This is a genomic window from Terasakiella sp. (assembly GCF_048267425.1).
Classification (GTDB): Bacteria; Pseudomonadota; Alphaproteobacteria; order Rhodospirillales; family Terasakiellaceae; genus Terasakiella.
In genome coordinates, this window is the sequence record NZ_JBLWXN010000002.1 from 372,705 (window position 1) to 391,032 (window position 18,328).

Consider the following 18,328-nt stretch of genomic DNA (forward strand, 5'->3'; position numbering starts at 1 on the left):
CCATGAAATCCTTACCTTTATCCATTGGCACCCTTCATTTCGTCGGTATCGGCGGCATCGGTATGAGCGGCATTGCAGAAATTCTGCATAACCTCGGCTATACCGTTCAAGGTAGCGATTTAAGCGACAACGCAAACGTTAAACGTCTGCGCGACCTTGGCATCAAAGTTTTTGTCGGTCATCAAGCTGAAAATGCCAAAGACGCACAGGTCGTTGTGATTTCATCCGCCGTCAAACCGGATAACCCCGAAGTCGTGCACGCCCGTCACAATCATATTCCCGTTGTGCGCCGTGCAGAAATGCTGGCAGAACTGATGCGCCTGAAAGCAGCCATTGCCATTGGCGGCACACATGGCAAAACCACAACGACAACCATCGTTGCAACCTTGCTGGATGCCGCAGGTCTGGACCCAACCGTCATCAATGGTGGGATCATCAATACGTACGGCACAAACGCCCGTCTGGGTACAGGCGATTGGCTGGTTGCCGAAGCCGACGAGTCTGATGGGACCTTTATCAAGCTGCCCGCCTCCTGTGCCGTTGTTACCAATATCGACCCGGAACATCTGGATCATTACGGCAGCTTTGATAAATTGCGCGCGGCTTTCGATACCTTCATCCAAAACATTCCGTTTTATGGTTTTGCTGCCCTGTGCATTGATCATGCCGAAGTTCAGGCCATGATCCCGCGTGTGCCGGACCGCAAAATTGTCACTTATGGATTTTCACCCCAAGCCGATGTGCGTGCCACCAATGTGGATATGGGACCGGACGGGGCACGTTTTGATGTGGTGATCAACAAACGTGGTGAAGAGGCACGCACCATCGAAGGGTTGCATTTTCCCATGTTGGGAGCACATAACGTACAAAACAGTCTTGCCGCCGTTTGTGTTGGTCTGGAATTAGGCATGTCGGATGCCACCATTCGCAAGGGTTTATCCGCCTTTGAGGGGGTCAAACGTCGTTTCACCAAAACCGGCGAAATCGATGGCATTGCCATTATTGACGATTATGCCCATCACCCGGTTGAAATCTCTTCCGTCTTAAAGGCGGCACGCAGTGCGGGACGGGGCAAAGTCCACGCCGTTGTGCAACCTCATCGCTACACCCGTTTGCGCGACCTGTTTGAAGAATTTTCCACCTGTTTCAACGATGCTGACAGCGTCATCGTCGCCGATGTCTATCCTGCAGGCGAACAACCGATCGAAGGGATCGACAGAGACCATCTGGTAGAAAGTCTGATCGGTCACGGTCACCGTCATGTGATCTCGTTGGAAAGTCAGGACAAGCTGGCCAGTGTCATCAACGAAATCGCGGGCCCCGGTGACTATGTCGTTTGTTGTGGCGCGGGCAGTATTTCAGCCTGGGCCTATGACTTACCGGATCAACTGAGCAAAGTAAAAGAAGGATAATTTTCGTGACCTCGGACGTTTTATTCAAAGAAGGATTGCTGGACAGATTGCCCGCCGTGCGCGGACGATTAAACGCCAACGCGCCTTTGGATAAGATTACATGGTTCCGCGTGGGCGGACCGGCTGAAGTCATGTTCCGTCCCGAAGACAGCGACGATTTGCGCGATTTTATGCAAAACAAACCCGCGGATGTCCCGGTTACCTTTATCGGGGTGGGGTCAAACCTGCTGGTACGTGATGGTGGCATCCCCGGCGTTGTGGTGCGATTGGGGCGCAATTTCGCACAAATCCGTGTGGAAAATCAGGATATTATCTGCGGTGCGGGCGCATTGGATGGCAATGTCGCCAAGGTTGCGCTGGATAATTCTTTAGGTGGTTTAGAATTTCTTAGTGGTATTCCCGGCACAATAGGTGGTGCCTTGCGTATGAACGCAGGTGCCTATGGTCGTGAAATGAAAGATGTGTTGATGGAAGCCACCGCCTTGTCACCGAATGCCGAGATCAAAACCTTAAGCCTGAACGAAATGGGATATAGCTATCGCCATTGTGATTTATCCGGGGATTGGATTTTCCTGTCCGCGCGACTGCGTGCACACCCGGCAGACCAAACTGAAATCGCCGCACGGATGAAAGAAATCCAACAGGCACGTGGGGATAGCCAACCCGTTCGTTCGCGCACAGGTGGGTCAACTTTTGCAAACCCCGATGGTCACAAGGCATGGCAATTAATCGATGCGGCCAGATGTCGTGGATTAAAACACGGTGGTGCGCAAGTATCCGAACAACATTGCAATTTCCTGCTCAATACCGGGGACGCGACAGCCGCAGATCTGGAAGGATTGGGCGAAGAAGTGCGCGCCCGTGTTTTAAAACAAAGCGGAATTGAACTGCGTTGGGAAATCAAGCGCATCGGCTTGGAAAAAGGAGAAGACCAATGACGACACATGTTGCTGTCCTGATGGGCGGATGGTCCTCGGAACGCGAAGTTTCTCTCGTCAGCGGGGCCGCTTGTGCCAAGGCTTTGCAAGAAGCCGGCTATAGCGTGACCACAATTGATATCCAGCGCGATATGGGATCACTACTGACCCGATTGTACCCCAAACCGGATGTGATTTTTAACGCCCTACACGGTCCTTACGGCGAAGATGGCTGCATTCAGGGGTTTCTGAATATCATCAATATTCCCTATACCCATTCCGGTGTCATGGCCTCTGCCCTTGCGATGGATAAGCCCATGTCCAAACGCCTGTTTGAACAAGTCGGCATCCCATGTGCCAAACACGAAATCGTCAAGCGTGATGATGTTCTGGCTGGAAACGTCATGGATGGCCCCTATGTCATCAAACCGACCAACGAAGGATCAAGCGTTGGCGTTAAGGTTGTCATGGATGGGGACGAACCACCGTTCAGCCACGATGACTGGCCTTATGGTGATGAAGTTATGATCGAACAATTTGTACCGGGGCGCGAATTGACCGTCACCGTCATGGGCTCGCGCGGGGCACTCGCTGTAACCGAAATTTGCACCGATCATAAATTTTATGACTACGACGCCAAATATGTGGAAGGGGGATCCTGGCACGAGGTTCCGGCCAATATTCCGGCAGATATCGAAGAAAAAGCCAAACGTTTGGCGGAAAAAGCCCATGAAACATTGGGATGTCGCGGCGTCAGTCGCGCCGATTTCCGTTATGACGAAGATAAAGGCGAGATTTACATTCTGGAGATTAACACTCAGCCGGGCATGACGCCGACATCATTGGTGCCGGAACAAGCTGGCGCTGTTGGAATTTCCTTCCCCAAACTGGTTGCATGGATGATTGAGGAAGCGCGATGCGACAACTAAGCGTGACATCACAAAACAAACGCAAACGGACACAAGTCTGGTGGAAACGGGCCACCGTCCGCCCACTGATCTTCAGCGCTGTTATGGGGATTGTTGCCGCCCTTTTGACCTATGCCGCCAAAACGGGTTTGACCGATCTTGCCTCCATGCGCTTGGAACGTGCAACCCTAAGCGCAACGGCGAAAACAGGCCTGATCCTGCGTGATGTCATGGTTGAAGGTCGTGAAAACACCCCGTTAAAAGATTTGCGCGCTGTCGTTAATCTGGAACTGGATCAACCCATTCTGGATATCGACCCCCACGGTTTGCGCCAACGGATCGAGGCCTTGCCGTGGGTGGCAACTGCATCGGTTGAACGTCAGCTTCCTGATATTTTACATATCCGCCTAAACGAACACCGCCCCATTGCCATGTGGCAACATGACGGAACCTTCTCTTTGATCAATAAGGAAGGCGACGTCATCCTTACTGGCGGGGACGACATTAAAGTTTTTGCCCATTTACCATTGGTCGTCGGGGAAGGAGCGCCGGAACATAGCGCACAAGTTCTGGCGATTTTGCGCTCAGAACCGGATCTGAACAAAAAAGTGAAAGCAGCGGTGCGGGTCTCTGATCGTCGTTGGGATATCGCAATGGAAAATGGCGCCTTTATTCGCCTGCCCGAAGACAACCCGGAAAAAGCATGGTCGCGCCTTGCTGTCTACAACAAGGAAAATCTGCTGTTTGACAAAAAACTCGCCAGTATCGACATGCGCTTGCCGGACAGAATTATGGTGAAAATCGACGATTTGGAAACGATTCGTAAACCAGTTGGGGGGCAAGATACATAAGTTGGTGTTTTGAAACCGACCTGTGTTTGAAATTATGGATATGAGCAACGTGACAAAGAAAACCAGAAACGGCCTGATTGCGGCTCTGGATATCGGCACTACAAAGGTGTCGTGCTTTGTTGCGCGTGCCCACAAGGGGCAAGAACTGGAAATCGTCGGCCTGTCTCATCAAATTGCAAACGGCCTGCGCCGCGGCGTTATCGTCGATATGGAAGCCGCCGAACGCTCTATCCGATCAGCCGTGCATGTTGCTGAAGAAATGGCGGACGATACCATCGACCGGGTCATCGTTTCGCTTTCCGGCGGACAGCCCAAGGCTCAAATCAAGGATGTAGAAACAAATGTGCACACCGCACAGGTTGGCAACCTTGATATCCAACGCCTGTTTACCCAAGCCCGTGTTCAAGGCCAATTGCCGCAAGATCACGTTCTTTTGCACACCATGCCAACCGACTTTACCGTAAATGGTGAAGCCGGCATCCGCGACCCACGCGGCATGGCCGGGGAACGCCTGAGCGCCCGCATGAACCTGATTTCAGCTAACTCCAGCACCGTGCGTAATTTAAAAACCTGTCTGGAACGTTGCCATCTGGATGTGGAAGAAGAAGTCATCAGTGCCTATGCCAGTGGCTTGGGCTGTCTGGTCGACGATGAAATGAATTTAGGTGTCTGCGTGGTTGATATGGGCGGTGGCACAACAGACATCGCCGTCTTTATCGAAGGCAACTTGATCCATGTGGACAGCATTCCCGTGGGCGGTATTCAGGTCACCAACGATATTTCACGTGGGCTGAACACACCGGTTGCCCATGCAGAGCGTATGAAAACAAAATTCGGCAGTTGCCTGCCCGCGCCCAGCGACGATCACGAAATTTTACGGGTCCCTGTTTTAGGCGAAGAGGACGAAGCCGAAGGCACAACGGAATCACGTTCCACGTTGGTCAGCATTATTCAACCCCGTCTGGAAGAAACATTCGAGCTGGTACGCGAACGTCTGGAAAATTCTGGCCTTGATAAAGTCATTGGTCGTCAGATTGTCCTGACAGGTGGCGCGGCCCAATTGCGCGGGGTGCCGGAACTGGCGTCCCGCATTCTCAGTAAACGAATTCGGATCGCCCGCCCCCAACGTTTAAAGGGGTTGGCGGACGCAACAAGCGGACCGGAGTTTTCAACATGCGTCGGTCTTTTAAAACATGCACACGAGAAACAGGGAGCATGGCCGTCGTCATCTCCACAAGCCGGACCGGCCCCTAATCATCTTTTTGGAAAATTAGGGGTCTGGTTTAAACAAAATTTTTAGATTTGGACCTTAAACTACTCAAACAGCCACAAACCAACGCAAAAAAATAAAGTTGGAACTGGCAAGAGCGATAACAAAACAGTAATACACGTTGTAAATCGAAAGGGCAGACAAAAATGGCCATTAATTTTCAAGCACCGGAACATCATCCGGCCCCTGTGCAAACAGGCCCCCGTATCACAGTCATCGGCGTCGGCGGTGCCGGCGGTAACGCTGTCAACAATATGATCCAGTCTTCTTTGGAAGGTGTGGAATTTGTTGTTGCCAATACGGACGCACAAGCACTTGCACAATCCAAATCCGATCACCGCATTCAATTGGGTGCGCAACTGACATCCGGTCTGGGTGCAGGTTCCAAACCCGATGTCGGGCGCGACGCCGCCCTAGAATCCATCGACGATATCATGCAGCAAATTGCAGGCTCCAACATGGTCTTCATCACCGCCGGTATGGGCGGTGGCACAGGCACAGGCGCGGCCCCCGTGATTGCACATGCTGCACGCGAAGCCGGTATCCTGACCGTTGGCGTGGTGACAAAACCGTTCCAGTTTGAAGGCGTGCACCGCATGCGTTTGGCGGATTCCGGTATCGAAGAAATGCAAAAATATGTCGATACACTGATCGTCATCCCGAACCAGAACCTGTTCCGTATCGCAACAGAAAAAACAACCTTTGCCGAAGCTTTCCAAATGGCGGACGAAGTGTTGCATTCAGGTGTCCGCGGCGTAACCGATTTGATGGTTCGCCCCGGCATGATCAACCTTGATTTCTCTGACATCAAGACCGTTATGAGCGAGATGGGCAAAGCGATGATGGGGACAGGCGAAGCCGAAGGCGAACGCCGTGCCGTCGAAGCCGCCGAAGCCGCGATTTCCAACCCGTTGCTGGACGACAGCACCATGAAAGGGGCAAAAGGCGTCCTGATCAATATCACAGGTGGTTTGGATATCTCCCTGTTCGAAGTGGACGAAGCCGCCAACCGTATTCGCGAAGAAGTCGACCCGAACGCCAATATCATTTTCGGGACCACGCTGGACGAAAGCCTCGAAGGCAGAATGCGCGTTTCTGTTGTTTCCACTGGCATTGATGCAATGGAAGCAGAAAACCCAAAACCCCGTGTTCTGGAAGTTGTGGAAAACACACCGGCCCCGCAACAAACGCAACCGGCCCCTTCCGCAGAAGAACGTAATGCGACTGTGGCACAAGCTGCCGCTTCTAAAGTTCTGTCCATGCAATCGGTTGCCCAACCGACCATGACAGAGCAAAAAGAAAATACAGTTACCGAAGAAAACGTTGCGATGAATGCAGAACAAGTGGCTATGCGTATCCAGAATACACTGCGCCAACCGCAACAAGCCGCTGTTGAAACTGCACCTGTGGAACAACGCGCGCCGTTTATTCCGCCTGCAGCCGCACAAGCCAACAGCGTGGACGAACCGGTTCAGGCTCATAACCCCTTCCATGCCAGTACACCGGTACAGGAAGGAAAAGCTGAAGCCCCGAGTGCCGCACGCTCCTTGTTTGATCGCGTAACGGGTCGTACATCACGCCCGACACGTACCAAAGAAAGCGCCGAAATCCATGAAATGTCCCAACCGAGTCTGGACATTTCCCCGGCTGATCGTCCGGTTACCTCTCAGCAGGCCGAAGATGATTTGCTGGATATTCCGGCCTTCCTGCGTCGTCAGGCAAACTAAACAGAATCGATCCTGCCTGATCGATCAACGAAAATAACCGTTGGTTATTTTCACACAACGTGACTTGATGCCGGTCCCGGTTATTGCATATGCGTATGCACAATTGGGATCGGCTTTTATTTCAATAACTTACATACATATTGCGTTGTAACAAAACGTAACAAAGCTTGATTTGAGTTCTCGCCCTCAACCTCGTAATAATTCAACCTAGGAAATTCGAAAAAAGTACGGGATCTTCCCGAACCAACAGCGAAGAGGCGTTATGACCAATATTAAAAATCAGAAAGCAAGCAAAGTTCTTCGCCAAAAGACATTGAAGACAGCTATCAATTGCTCCGGTATCGCCCTGCATTCTGGTGAAAAAGTTTCCATAACCCTGAAACCTGCCCCCGCAGACAGCGGCATTATTTTTAAACGGATCGACATTGCCGGTGGCGGCGCTGAAATTAAAGCGACCTACGACAATGTTGTTGAAACGACCCTTTGCACAAAAATCGGCAATAGCGATGGTGTAACCATTGCCACAATCGAACATCTGATGGCTGCAATTTCCGGCTGTGCGATTGACAATCTTTTAATCGAAATCAACGGACCGGAAATGCCGGTCATGGATGGCAGTGCTGCCCCGTTTGTCTTTTTAATCGAATGTGCCGGCACCCTTGAACAAGACGCCCCGCGCAAAGCCATTCGCATCGAAAAGAACGTCAGCATTGATGAAAAAGACCGTTTCGCCGGTTTCCAACCCTGCAAAGGCAGCATTCTGGATTTCACTATTGATTTCGACAACCCCGCCATTGCCCGTCAAGAACACAGCGTCCATATGGGCCGCGGCGTCTTTAAAGACGAATTATCCCGCGCGCGGACTTTCGGCTTCCTGCATGAAGTCGAATATATGCGCGCCAACGGTCTGGCCCGTGGCGGATCCCTTGACAACGCCGTTGTTGTCAGTGCGGACGGGATTATGAACGAAGAAGGTTTGCGGTTTGAAAACGAATTCGTTCGCCACAAAATTTTAGACGCCGTTGGCGATCTCGCCTTGGCTGGCCTGCCGATTATTGGTCGTTATACCGGGATTTGTTCTGGTCATTACCTGAATAACCAACTTTTGCATGCGCTGATGGCTGATCAGGATGCATGGTCCATCGTCCCGATGACACAAGACGATCTGGACGGTGCCTATGTTGAACAACGCAACGCAGCCAAATCGGCCTAAAACGTAACCTCTCCTACAAGAAGTTTTCCCGCCCCGCACCCTTTTCGCGGGGCTCTTTTTGTCGTCATGTAAAGGAAGTCCATTTTTATCTTATTTGAATAGAGACAAACGGGGCTTTCTTGGTATAGTCTCGCTAATCCTGATCAATCCGATGATAATGACAAGACTTCTATGAAACAGATCAAATTCAAGTCCATTCTTAAGCTGGCCGCACCGATCGCAATCGTTGCCCTTCTTGGTGCCTGTTCTTCAAACAAAGACGAGACGCCCTACGTTGAACAGCCTGTCGAACAGCTTTACAACGATGCACACAATGACTTACTGGGTGGCAAGTATAAAGAAGCGGCAAAGAAATTCGATGAAGTCGAACGTCAGCATCCTTATTCCATATGGGCAACCAAGGCGCAGCTTATGGCGGCTTATGCCCATTACGAACATGAAAAATATGATGATGCTGTGATTGCGTTGGACCGTTTCATTCAATTGCACCCCTCCAACAAGGATGTGCCTTACGCCACGTATTTAAAAGGTCTGTCCTATTACGAACAAATTTCAGATGTTGGACGTGACCAGTTGATGACGGATCAGGCACAAAAAACCTTCCGCGAATTGATCAAAAAATATCCGACAAGTAAATATGCCCGTGATGCCCGTTTGAAACTGGACCTGACCTTTGACCACTTGGCAGGTAAGGAAATGGAAATCGGGCGTTATTATACATCGCGGAACCAATGTATTGCAGCACTCGCGCGTTTTAAAACCGTTGTTCAAAAATACGATACCACCACCCATGTCCCCGAAGCCCTGCACCGCATGATCGAATGCTATATGCAATTGGGACTGGATGACGAAGCCAAACGAACGGCAGCCGTTCTCGGTCATAACTTCCCGGGATCGGAATGGTATGTCGATACCTATCAAATCGTGGAACGTAAACGCCTGCGCGATAAAGAAGACCCCGCATGGTATTGGCCGTTTGAAGAAAAAGACGCACTGGAAGCTTTGGAAGAACAAGACGGCAAAAAGGCTGAAGACCTGCGTGCCCGGCAAGAACAGCCTGAAAATACCGAAGAAGAATCTTGGTGGAAATTCTGGTGACCCTGCCATGCTGCATAGACTATCCATTCGCGATATCGTCCTCATCGACAAACTGAATGTGGATTTCAAAAACGGCCTGTGTGTCCTGACAGGGGAAACCGGTGCGGGTAAGTCCATCTTGCTGGACAGTCTCGGTCTTGCCCTTGGCGCACGCGCCGATAGTGCGCTTGTGCGCCACGGCTGTGAGAAAGGCAGCGTCAGCGCGGAATTTGACTTATCCGCAGATCATCCTTTCTGGCAAATACTGGATGAACAGGACATTGAACGCGATGACAGTCTTGTCTTGCGCCGCGTCGTCAATGCAGACGGTCGATCACGTGCCTATATCAATGATCAGCCTGTTTCCGTCGCCCTGCTGAAACAGGCCGGTGCCGCCCTTGTTGAAATTCATGGGCAGTTTGATACCCAAGGCCTGCTTAACCCCATGACACATCGCGGCCTTCTGGATGCCTTTGGTACTTTAGGCAATCAAGCCAAACAAACACGGACCGCCTTTCGCAGTTGGAAACAGGTGGAACGCGAACGCAAGGAAGCCGAAGCCGCCCTTGAAAAAGCGCGTGCCGACGAAGAATACCTACGCCATATGGTCGAAGAACTCACACAGCTTGCCCCGCAAGAAGGCGAAGAAGAAGATCTTTCCGCCCAACGTCAACGTATGATGCATGGCGAAAAATTGATTGAAGGCATGAAGCAGGCCCACGGTGAACTGACATCGCATAAAGGGGTTGAGGTCAATCTGCGCAACGCCTTGCGTCACCTTGAACGTATCGCAGAAAAAGCGGAAGGACGCCTGGACAGTGTCATTGAAACATTAGATAAAGCGTCTGAATATACGTCCCTTGGCATTCAGGAATTGGAACGCGCCAGCAATGAAGTCGATCTCGACCCTCGCCACCTCGAAGCCGTGGAAGAACGCCTATTTGCCTTGCGTGCTGCTGCACGGAAACACGATGTTCAGGTCACAGAACTACCCAACCTGAAAGATCGTTTCGAGGCTCAGCTTAATGCGGTTGAGGCGGGCGACACAGCTTTGCAGGCGCTCCGTCAAAAAGAAACGGCCCTGCGCACCGCCTTTATCGAAATCGCCGAAGATTTGGGTCAAAAACGCCGGGCAACCGCGCAAAAACTGGATAAAGCGGTTAATGATGAACTCACACCGTTAAAATTAGGCGGTGCCACCTTTGCGACCACCATTCAAAAACTGGATGCCGCAGACTGGAATGAAACGGGTTGTGACAAAATCGCCTTTGAAATTTCCACCAACCCCGGCGCCCCTCTTGGCCCGATTGCCAAGGTTGCGTCCGGTGGGGAACTCTCGCGTTTCATGCTGGCTCTCAAGGTCGTTCTGGCACAAGCCGACCCCATCCCGACCCTTGTTTTTGATGAAGTCGATGCCGGTATTGGCGGGGCCACAGCTGCAGCCGTTGGGGAGCGTTTAGGTCAGTTAGCCCAAGATGTGCAAGTTCTGGTCGTCACACATTCCCCGCAAGTGGGCGCACGCGGCAACCATCATTTGCGCGTATCCAAGGCTGAAAACAACGGACAGGTTGTTTCCACCATTCGCCCGCTTAGCGATGAAGAACGCACCGAAGAAATTGCGCGCATGATTTCCGGCGAACAAATCACAATCGAAGCCCGTGCAGCGGCCGATACCTTGCTCAATGCCGTTTAGGCATCACACACATAACAGAGACTAAAAAATGGCGATCCAAAGCTTACGCACCATTTCAGTTGACCAACTGACAGAATTTGACGCCTATGCGGAGCTGAAAGCACTCGCAGATGAAATTCACGCGCATGACAAGGCATACTATCAAAAAGACGAACCAAGTATTTCGGATGCGGACTACGATGCGCTGCGTCAACGTAACATGGCTATTGAGGAAAAGTTCCCTCATTTAAAACGCAAGGACAGCCCAACGGATAAAGTCGGCGCACCGCTGCAATCCGGTTTTTCAAAAATAACCCATGCCGTTCCCATGCTGTCACTTGGCAATGCTTTTTCCGAAGAAGACGTGCAGGATTTTCTGGACCGTATCCGGCGCTTTCTTGGGTTATCAGTCGATGAAGCCGTTGAAATTGTCGCAGAACCGAAAATTGACGGCTTGTCCATTTCACTCCGATATGAAAACAGACGCTTTAAACAAGCCGCCACCCGTGGTGATGGGGCCGTCGGTGAAGACGTCACCCAAAACATTCTCACCATGAAAGAATTGCCGTTGAACCTGCCGGATAACGCCCCTGATGTGGTTGAAATCCGGGGCGAAGTCTATATGGCAAAAGATGAATTTGCACAATTGAACCACCTACAAGAAGCCGCCGGTGCCAAAACCTTTGCCAATCCCCGCAACGCCGCCGCCGGATCGTTACGCCAGCTTGACCCCAACATCACGGCAAAACGGCCCTTGCGCATGTTTGCCTACGCGTGGGGGGAAATGTCCGCCCCCCTCAGCAACACCCAAATGGGGACCATTGAAACGTTCAAAAATTGGGGATTGCCCGTTAATCCCCTGACCAAAGTCTGTACCAACATTGCCGATGTCATGGCGCTTTATCAAGATATCAACGATCAACGCGCCGAGCTGCCCTATGATATTGACGGGGTGGTCTATAAGGTCAACCGACTAGATTGGCAGCAACGCCTCGGTTTCGTATCGCGGTCCCCACGATGGGCGATTGCGCATAAATTTCCGGCGAAAAAAGCCCAGACCGTGTTGGAAGCCATCGACATTCAAGTTGGCCGCACAGGGGTTCTCACCCCGGTTGCACGGCTAAAACCCATTACTGTTGGCGGGGTGGTGGTATCCAACGCAACCCTACATAATGCAGACGAGATCAAACGCAAAGACGTCCGTGTCGGTGATAGTGTCATTATCCAACGCGCCGGGGACGTGATCCCGCAGGTGGTTGAAGTTGTCCTTGAAAAACGCCCCGAAGGAACTGCCGAATTTATATTTCCGAGCGAATGCCCGGAATGCGGCAGTCATGCCATGCGCGAGGATGGTGAGGTTGCCACGCGCTGCACCGGTGGATTGATTTGCCCAGCCCAAGCCGTGGAACGATTAAAACATTTTGTCTCGCGCAACGCCTTTGACATGGATGGTCTGGGGGCCAAAAACATTGAACGATTCTGGCAAGAAGGATTAATCAAAACCCCCGGTGATATCTTCCGTCTGGGCGAGCATAGTGACACCATTGCCAAATGGGATGGTTGGAAAGAGAAATCCGTTTCCAATTTAAAAAAATCTATCGACGAACGCCGGACAATTGGACTGGATCGCTTTATTTATGCCTTGGGTATTCGCCAGGTGGGTCAGGCAACCGCGCGTACATTGGCCAAAAACTACCTGAGTTTTGATAATTGGTATCAGGCTATGACCAAGGCCTGCGATCCACAAAGCAGTGAATTTTCCGACCTGATTGATATTGACGGAATCGGAAGTTCAATGGCGCAGGATATCGTTGAATTTGTCCATGAACCCCATAACCGTGACGTCATGGAAGACCTGAAAGCCCAGTTACAGATCGAAGATTTCGCAGCCCCCAAAACGGACGGTAGCCCGGTTGCCGGCAAAACCGTTGTCTTTACCGGCACACTCGTCACCATGACCCGATCCGAAGCCAAAGCCAAAGCAGAAAGCCTCGGGGCAAAAGTATCCGGTTCTGTTTCGAAAAAAACCGATTATGTGGTTGCCGGGGAAAGTGCTGGAGCCAAGTTGAAAAAAGCAGAAGAACTCGGCGTACAAGTCTTAAGTGAAGAAGGCTGGCACAATTTAACCAAATAATACAAACCCTCACCCAAATGGGGGTGGCTTATCAAAATAGAATGATTCTATATTTCTACCATAAGGCATAAATATAGAGGGATGATATGTGATGAATGCCGATCGCACTGGGATGGAAAACATCGGCGATGATGATGACGCGTGCCTCATCGCCACTGCATTATATAACGCACAAGGATTCGAGAACGCTTTATCACGTGTTTCTGACTATATTCGTGAAGCAGAAGACATCACGCAGCGCCGTGAATGGCAACGCATCGCACTGGAATTAACCAACATATGCGCCGCCGATCCACAATGTGAGGCAAAAAGGCGAAAAACCCTGAACTGACGCTGGTTTATTCCACGTCAATCAGTTCAAAATCGTGCGTAATCTCAGCCGTTGCTCCCAGCATAATGGAGGCAGAACAGTATTTCTCCGCCGACATTTCAATCGCCTGGGCCACTTTCTTTTCTTTTAAATTGCGGCCCGACACTTTGAAATGGGCGTGAATTTTTGTATAGACCTTCGGGTCTTCATCGGCGCGCACACCGTCGATTTCAACTTCACAATCGGTCACATCTTCGCGCATACGGCCCAGAATATGAACAACATCAAATGTCGTGCAACCCCCCATTCCCAAAAGTAACATTTCCATGGGACTCGGGCCGACGCTGCCTTGCCCGGGGCCTTTTGCTTCCATCACAACACCGTGGCCACTGCCGCTTGTACCGATAAATACGCGATCTTCAACCCATTTAACACGTGTGATCATTGCTTGGTCCTTGACTTAAAAGAGATATGGCTCCTACATAAACGGTATGTTTCTAAAAGGAAAGCCATATGATTGATTGGGCAAAAGTCGATAAAGCCAAGGCGCCGGCGACATTGGGCCAAGAAATATTTCACGTCCGGGTTTCCGAGATCACCCCGAACGGGTTATTTTCCGTCTGTAATGTCGCAGAATACCTGCAAGAAAGTGCCTTTCGGAACTCCACCTTATTAAACTTGGGGATGGAGGCTTTGCAAGGAACCAACTTGGCATGGGTTCTGGCCCGCTTGTCTATCCATGTGCGCCACTACCCCCGCAAGGGCGACGCAATTGCCGTACAAACTTGGTATGCGGGTCAACAAGGACGTTTTGGCAATCGTTTTTACAGATTGCGTGATGAAAACAACATGGTGATCGCCACCGCCCTATCAACCTTTGCCCTGTTTGACCTGAAAACACGCAGCATTGCCGACTGGCCGGAATTTGTCCTTGCCCGCATGCCCGAAGCCGGTGAACGTCCGATTGAATTTCAACGTCGCACCGTGGAGAAGCCCCTTCTGGGTATTCCACAACCTCCGTTCAAACCCCGTTTAGGTGATATTGATCTTTATAACCATGTAAACAACACCAAACTGATCCAATGGGCCTTAAGCGCCTCTGCACATAATGTACGTCATCCCTTCCAGCCACGAGCTTTGGATATCATCTTTCGTAACGAATGCCGACTGGAAGACAGCGTACAGGCAATGGTCCAACAGGTCAGCGAAAAAGACAGCAGTGTTTTACTTGCGACAACAGATGGTAAAGAATTAATCCGCGCCCATATTACCCGATAGGCCCCCTATAATAAGAAAGTTTCCCCCATGAAAACTGAACAACCCCAAACCATCCGTCTGGAAGATTACCGTGAACCGGCCTATCTGGTAGAAAATGTCGAACTTGTTTTCGATCTTGAAAGTGAGAGCACACGTGTTGTCTGCGCGACAACCTACTACGCCAATAATACGGACAATGCGCCCTTGGTTCTGGATGGTGAAGATTTAAAACTTCTCCATATTTCTTTGGATGGTCGGGAGCTTGGCGAAAATGAATATAGCCGCGATGACAAAAGCCTGACCATTCCCGACCTGCCCGAACGCTTTGAACTGGTCATCGAAACCGAAATTGACCCCAAGGGGAACACCCAACTCAGCGGTCTTTACCAATCCAACGGGACTTATTGCACCCAATGTGAAGCACAAGGTTTCCGCCGAATTACTTATTTTCAGGACCGCCCGGATGTGATGGCGACCTACAATGTGACTGTCATTGCTGATAAGGCAAGCTGTCCTGTCCTGTTATCCAACGGGAATTTAATTGAACAAAACGATGTTGAAAACGATCAACACATTGCCGTTTGGCAAGACCCATTCCCTAAACCATCCTACCTGTTTGCCCTTGTGGCAGGTGATCTTGCACAAGCCAGTGATACTTTTGTCACCTGCACCGGGCGAACTGTCGATCTGCATATCTTTGTCGAACATGGCAATGAAGACCGGGTCGACTGGGCGATGGCAAGCCTCAAGGCCGCCATGAAATGGGATGAAGACCGCTTTGGTCTGGAATATGACCTTGATCTTTACAACATCGTTGCCGTCAGTGATTTCAATATGGGGGCAATGGAAAATAAATCGCTGAATGTTTTTAACACCAAATATGTCCTTGCGAAATCCGATACGGCAACCGATGCGGATTATGCCGGGATCGAAGGTGTCATTGCCCATGAATACTTCCACAACTGGACCGGCAACCGGGTAACGTGCCGCGACTGGTTCCAACTATCCTTGAAAGAAGGATTGACCGTTTTCCGGGATCAGGAATTTTCCTCCGACATGCGCTCGCGCCCCTGTGAACGTATCTCAAATGTCAAAGTTCTGCGCGCCGCACAATTCCCCGAAGATGCAGGTCCGTTGGCCCATCCGGTGCGACCCGAACAATATATGGCAATTGATAATTTTTACACCGCAACCGTCTATAACAAAGGGTCCGAAGTCATCCGCATGATGCATACGCTTTTGGGGGAAGACAATTTCCGCAAAGGTATCGACCTTTATTTTGAACGCCACGATGGACAAGCCGTCACCTGTGACGATTTTGCTGCGGCCATGATGGATGCCTCCGATATTGACCTGACACAATTTAAACTTTGGTATTCTCAGGCCGGAACACCCGAAGTCACCGCCCATTGGTCCTATGACCATGAAGCCCAAAGATTTGACCTGACATTGGCCCAACATCTTGCCCCGACACCGGGTCAAAATGACAAACCGCCGATGCATATGCCAATTTCCGTTGGCCTGCTTGATCTTGAAGGTATGGAGATTTTAAGTGATGTTCTCTCGTTCTCCAAAGCGCGGGAAACCTTTAGTTTTGAAAATATCGAAAGCGAACCGGTTATCTCGCTCAATCGGGACTTCAGTGCACCGATTAAATTAAAAGCCGCGTACAGCCGTGCGGAATTGGCGTTTTTGATGGCAAACGACAGTGATGATTTCGCCCGATGGGAAGCCGCACAGACTTATGGTACAGACCTGTTGCTGGATATGGTCAAAGCTTATCAAAAGGGTCAACCCTTTGAAAAAGATAATGACTTCATCCAAGCCCTCCGCCAAACCTTGTTAAACGATCAACTGGATCTGGATTTTATTGCCCTGTGCCTGCAATTACCGACAGAAGGTTATTTGGCAGAACAGATGGAAACCATTGATGTGGTTGCCATTCATCAAGCCCGCGAGGCCTTGCGACGTTATATCGCAGAAGACTTGCAAAAAGACTTCCTGCGGATATTCCGGGATTTACGCAGTGACAAACCCTATAGCCCGGATGCGGCTTCCTGCGGGCAACGCGCTTTGAAAAACACCTGCCTCTCCTACCTTGCTGAAGGCGATGACCCGGCCTGTCTTGCGTTGATTACAGCACAATATCACAATGCCAACAATATGACGGACCGTATGGCCGCTTTATCCATTCTCTCTAACAAAGAAGCTGACGCCCGCCTTGAAGCCCTCGAAGATTTCTACACCCGCTTTAAAGACGATGCCTTGGTCGTGGATAAATGGCTGAGCGTTCAAGCCATGTCCAGCCTGCCCGGCACACTAGACACCGTGCAAAACCTGATGTCGCATGAGGCCTTCTCGATTAAAAACCCCAACAAGGTCCGCTCCTTAATCGGCGTTTTTGCCCATGCCAACCCATTACATTATCATAATGAAGACGGATCCGGATACGCCTTCCACACCGATCGCATCTTGGAACTGGATAAAATCAACCCACAAATTGCTGCGCGTATGGTTGCGCCCCTTGGCAAATGGCGTCGCTTTGATGAAAAACGTCAGGACTTGATGAAAGCCCAGCTCCAACGCATCATCGACACAGATGGCTTGTCCGGGGACACCTTCGAAATGGCCAGCAAATCGTTAGGTTAAAACCAAAAAAAGCGTGGACTCAAATCGAGCCACGCTTTTCATTTTTTATCGGGGATTGTAATTAGGCGAGACGAATATCAGTCGTTTCGCCATACATCCCTTGAATCAGTTTTTGTGCATGCTGCACCATCTTATGATGGGCCGTTTTTTGGATCAAAAAGCTGGGGTTATTGCCCTGCTCGTTGTAACTCACAAAATTATGAATGCCATACCTGATTAAAAAATCTTGTCCTTGGTTCATTTTATTATTCCTTATTATTATTTTTTTGGAACCGCTCTAGCCAGTTTTCGGGTGGCGTTTCTTTGTTTTTCTTCTTTTTCAAGTCTCAATGCCTTGAGATCTGCAATCCGCTCGGTGCGGAGGCGCTCGGCATCTTGTTTTTCTTCGAGAAATTTATCGCTGTCTAATTGGCTTTTTAACGCCAGTTCTTCCGCCCTCGACATAGTGGGTTTCTTCATGGTCGTTCCTCTTTCGTTCGCTTGTGGAACTGCCCCCCAAACCGAATGTTTGGGAGGACAGTTTCAACACAGCGTTATACGATAGAGAGGTTCGTTACCGACTTCTTACCGTTGCGACCTGTTTCGAGTTCATACTCAACTTTCTGGCCTTCGTTCAAACCGGAAAGACCAGCTTGTTCAACAGCAGAAATATGAACGAACGCATCTTGTCCGCCATCTTCCGGCTCAATAAAACCAAAACCTTTAGTCGGGTTAAACCACTTTACACTTCCAATAGCCATAACATTGTCCTTTAATTGGAATGAGAATATACGCATCCCACAACGCGTGGAGATACGTTCAATTGAAATCACAATGTATAGAGAAACGTAGTACGTCAGCCGGAGCTGAAAATAACAGAATCGCATAACCGTGCGAAATATTGAGCGCCATATATAATCTTTATCCATACAGGTGTCAAGTGTATTTGTAA

General features: G+C 50.3%; 17 protein-coding genes. 13 read left to right on the plus strand and 4 right to left on the minus strand.

Annotation, left to right across the window (positions count from 1 at the left end):
• The first annotated feature begins 2 nt into the window (after nucleotides 1-2).
• From murC to ACN0VA_RS04950, 11 genes are all read left to right on the plus strand, one after another.
• Entirely contained in the window at nucleotides 3-1,412 is a 1,410-nt protein-coding gene (gene murC / locus ACN0VA_RS04900) for a UDP-N-acetylmuramate--L-alanine ligase (protein ID WP_417820069.1), read from the plus strand.
• A gap of 5 nt (nucleotides 1,413-1,417) precedes the next feature.
• Entirely contained in the window at nucleotides 1,418-2,350 is a 933-nt protein-coding gene (gene murB / locus ACN0VA_RS04905) for a UDP-N-acetylmuramate dehydrogenase (protein WP_417820070.1), read from the plus strand.
• Nucleotides 2,347-3,258: a D-alanine--D-alanine ligase gene (locus ACN0VA_RS04910; protein WP_417820071.1), complete on the plus strand. Its 912-nt coding sequence runs from the start codon at nucleotides 2,347-2,349 to the stop codon at nucleotides 3,256-3,258. Before murB ends, ACN0VA_RS04910 begins: the two co-directional genes overlap by 4 nt.
• Nucleotides 3,246-4,088, plus strand: coding sequence for a cell division protein FtsQ/DivIB (locus ACN0VA_RS04915; RefSeq protein WP_417820072.1), 843 nt, complete (start codon nucleotides 3,246-3,248; stop codon nucleotides 4,086-4,088). The genes ACN0VA_RS04910 and ACN0VA_RS04915 overlap by 13 nt, the downstream gene beginning before the upstream one ends.
• A 40-nt stretch (nucleotides 4,089-4,128) precedes the next feature.
• Nucleotides 4,129-5,388: a cell division protein FtsA gene (gene ftsA / locus ACN0VA_RS04920; protein ID WP_417820073.1), complete on the plus strand. Its 1,260-nt coding sequence runs from the start codon at nucleotides 4,129-4,131 to the stop codon at nucleotides 5,386-5,388.
• Between the two features lie 116 nt (nucleotides 5,389-5,504).
• On the plus strand, nucleotides 5,505-7,085 hold the full coding sequence (ftsZ, locus tag ACN0VA_RS04925) for a cell division protein FtsZ (RefSeq protein ID WP_417820074.1): 1,581 nt from the start codon (nucleotides 5,505-5,507) through the stop codon (nucleotides 7,083-7,085).
• Between the two features lie 262 nt (nucleotides 7,086-7,347).
• Complete coding sequence (gene lpxC / locus ACN0VA_RS04930; protein ID WP_188663343.1) at nucleotides 7,348-8,298, plus strand: UDP-3-O-acyl-N-acetylglucosamine deacetylase; 951 nt, start codon at nucleotides 7,348-7,350, stop codon at nucleotides 8,296-8,298.
• Between the two features lie 171 nt (nucleotides 8,299-8,469).
• Entirely contained in the window at nucleotides 8,470-9,396 is a 927-nt protein-coding gene (locus tag ACN0VA_RS04935) for an outer membrane protein assembly factor BamD (protein WP_417820075.1), read from the plus strand.
• Nucleotides 9,338-11,068 carry a DNA repair protein RecN gene (recN, locus tag ACN0VA_RS04940; protein WP_417820076.1) on the plus strand — a complete coding sequence of 577 codons (1,731 nt, stop codon included), beginning with the start codon at nucleotides 9,338-9,340 and terminating at the stop codon, nucleotides 11,066-11,068. Before ACN0VA_RS04935 ends, recN begins: the two co-directional genes overlap by 59 nt.
• Nucleotides 11,069-11,096: 28 nt before the next feature.
• A complete protein-coding gene (ligA, locus tag ACN0VA_RS04945) occupies nucleotides 11,097-13,181 on the plus strand; it encodes an NAD-dependent DNA ligase LigA (RefSeq protein WP_417820077.1) in 2,085 nt (694 codons plus the stop codon).
• Nucleotides 13,182-13,272: 91 nt separating this feature from the next.
• Nucleotides 13,273-13,512: a hypothetical protein gene (locus ACN0VA_RS04950; RefSeq protein ID WP_417820078.1), complete on the plus strand. Its 240-nt coding sequence runs from the start codon at nucleotides 13,273-13,275 to the stop codon at nucleotides 13,510-13,512.
• 7 nt (nucleotides 13,513-13,519) lie between these two features.
• Here the strand turns inward: ACN0VA_RS04950 and ACN0VA_RS04955 are convergent, their stop codons facing one another.
• Nucleotides 13,520-13,936, minus strand: a complete 417-nt coding sequence (locus ACN0VA_RS04955) for an OsmC family protein (protein WP_417820079.1) — start codon at nucleotides 13,934-13,936, stop codon at nucleotides 13,520-13,522.
• 68 nt (nucleotides 13,937-14,004) lie between these two features.
• On the opposite strand from ACN0VA_RS04955, the gene ACN0VA_RS04960 reads away from it, so the two are divergent.
• Both ACN0VA_RS04960 and pepN read left to right on the plus strand, forming a co-directional pair.
• A complete protein-coding gene (locus ACN0VA_RS04960; protein WP_417820080.1) occupies nucleotides 14,005-14,769 on the plus strand; it encodes an acyl-[acyl-carrier-protein] thioesterase in 765 nt (254 codons plus the stop codon).
• Nucleotides 14,770-14,796: 27 nt separating this feature from the next.
• Entirely contained in the window at nucleotides 14,797-17,397 is a 2,601-nt protein-coding gene (pepN, locus tag ACN0VA_RS04965) for an aminopeptidase N (protein WP_417820081.1), read from the plus strand.
• Between the two features lie 61 nt (nucleotides 17,398-17,458).
• Here pepN and ACN0VA_RS04970 read toward each other — a convergent pair whose 3' ends face one another.
• From ACN0VA_RS04970 to ACN0VA_RS04980, 3 genes are all read right to left on the minus strand, one after another.
• Entirely contained in the window at nucleotides 17,459-17,638 is a 180-nt protein-coding gene (locus ACN0VA_RS04970; RefSeq protein ID WP_188663327.1) for a hypothetical protein, read from the minus strand.
• Between the two features lie 17 nt (nucleotides 17,639-17,655).
• On the minus strand, nucleotides 17,656-17,856 hold the full coding sequence (locus ACN0VA_RS04975) for a hypothetical protein (protein WP_188663324.1): 201 nt from the start codon (nucleotides 17,854-17,856) through the stop codon (nucleotides 17,656-17,658).
• 74 nt (nucleotides 17,857-17,930) lie between these two features.
• Nucleotides 17,931-18,137, minus strand: a complete 207-nt coding sequence (locus ACN0VA_RS04980; RefSeq protein WP_417820082.1) for a cold-shock protein — start codon at nucleotides 18,135-18,137, stop codon at nucleotides 17,931-17,933.
• Between the last annotated feature and the right edge of the window lie 191 nt (nucleotides 18,138-18,328).

Coding starts and splice junctions, on each gene's coding strand:
- murC (WP_417820069.1), top strand. CDS start 3: ATGAAATCCTTACCTTTATCCATTGGCACCCTTCATTTCGTCGGTATC.
- ACN0VA_RS04910 (WP_417820071.1), top strand. CDS start 2,347: ATGACGACACATGTTGCTGTCCTGATGGGCGGATGGTCCTCGGAACGC.
- ACN0VA_RS04915 (WP_417820072.1), top strand. CDS start 3,246: ATGCGACAACTAAGCGTGACATCACAAAACAAACGCAAACGGACACAA.
- ftsA (WP_417820073.1), top strand. CDS start 4,129: ATGAGCAACGTGACAAAGAAAACCAGAAACGGCCTGATTGCGGCTCTG.
- ftsZ (WP_417820074.1), top strand. CDS start 5,505: ATGGCCATTAATTTTCAAGCACCGGAACATCATCCGGCCCCTGTGCAA.
- lpxC (WP_188663343.1), top strand. CDS start 7,348: ATGACCAATATTAAAAATCAGAAAGCAAGCAAAGTTCTTCGCCAAAAG.
- ACN0VA_RS04935 (WP_417820075.1), top strand. CDS start 8,470: ATGAAACAGATCAAATTCAAGTCCATTCTTAAGCTGGCCGCACCGATC.
- ligA (WP_417820077.1), top strand. CDS start 11,097: ATGGCGATCCAAAGCTTACGCACCATTTCAGTTGACCAACTGACAGAA.
- ACN0VA_RS04950 (WP_417820078.1), top strand. CDS start 13,273: ATGAATGCCGATCGCACTGGGATGGAAAACATCGGCGATGATGATGAC.
- ACN0VA_RS04955 (WP_417820079.1), bottom strand. CDS start 13,936: ATGATCACACGTGTTAAATGGGTTGAAGATCGCGTATTTATCGGTACA.
- ACN0VA_RS04960 (WP_417820080.1), top strand. CDS start 14,005: ATGATTGATTGGGCAAAAGTCGATAAAGCCAAGGCGCCGGCGACATTG.
- pepN (WP_417820081.1), top strand. CDS start 14,797: ATGAAAACTGAACAACCCCAAACCATCCGTCTGGAAGATTACCGTGAA.
- ACN0VA_RS04970 (WP_188663327.1), bottom strand. CDS start 17,638: ATGAACCAAGGACAAGATTTTTTAATCAGGTATGGCATTCATAATTTT.
- ACN0VA_RS04975 (WP_188663324.1), bottom strand. CDS start 17,856: ATGAAGAAACCCACTATGTCGAGGGCGGAAGAACTGGCGTTAAAAAGC.
- ACN0VA_RS04980 (WP_417820082.1), bottom strand. CDS start 18,137: ATGGCTATTGGAAGTGTAAAGTGGTTTAACCCGACTAAAGGTTTTGGT.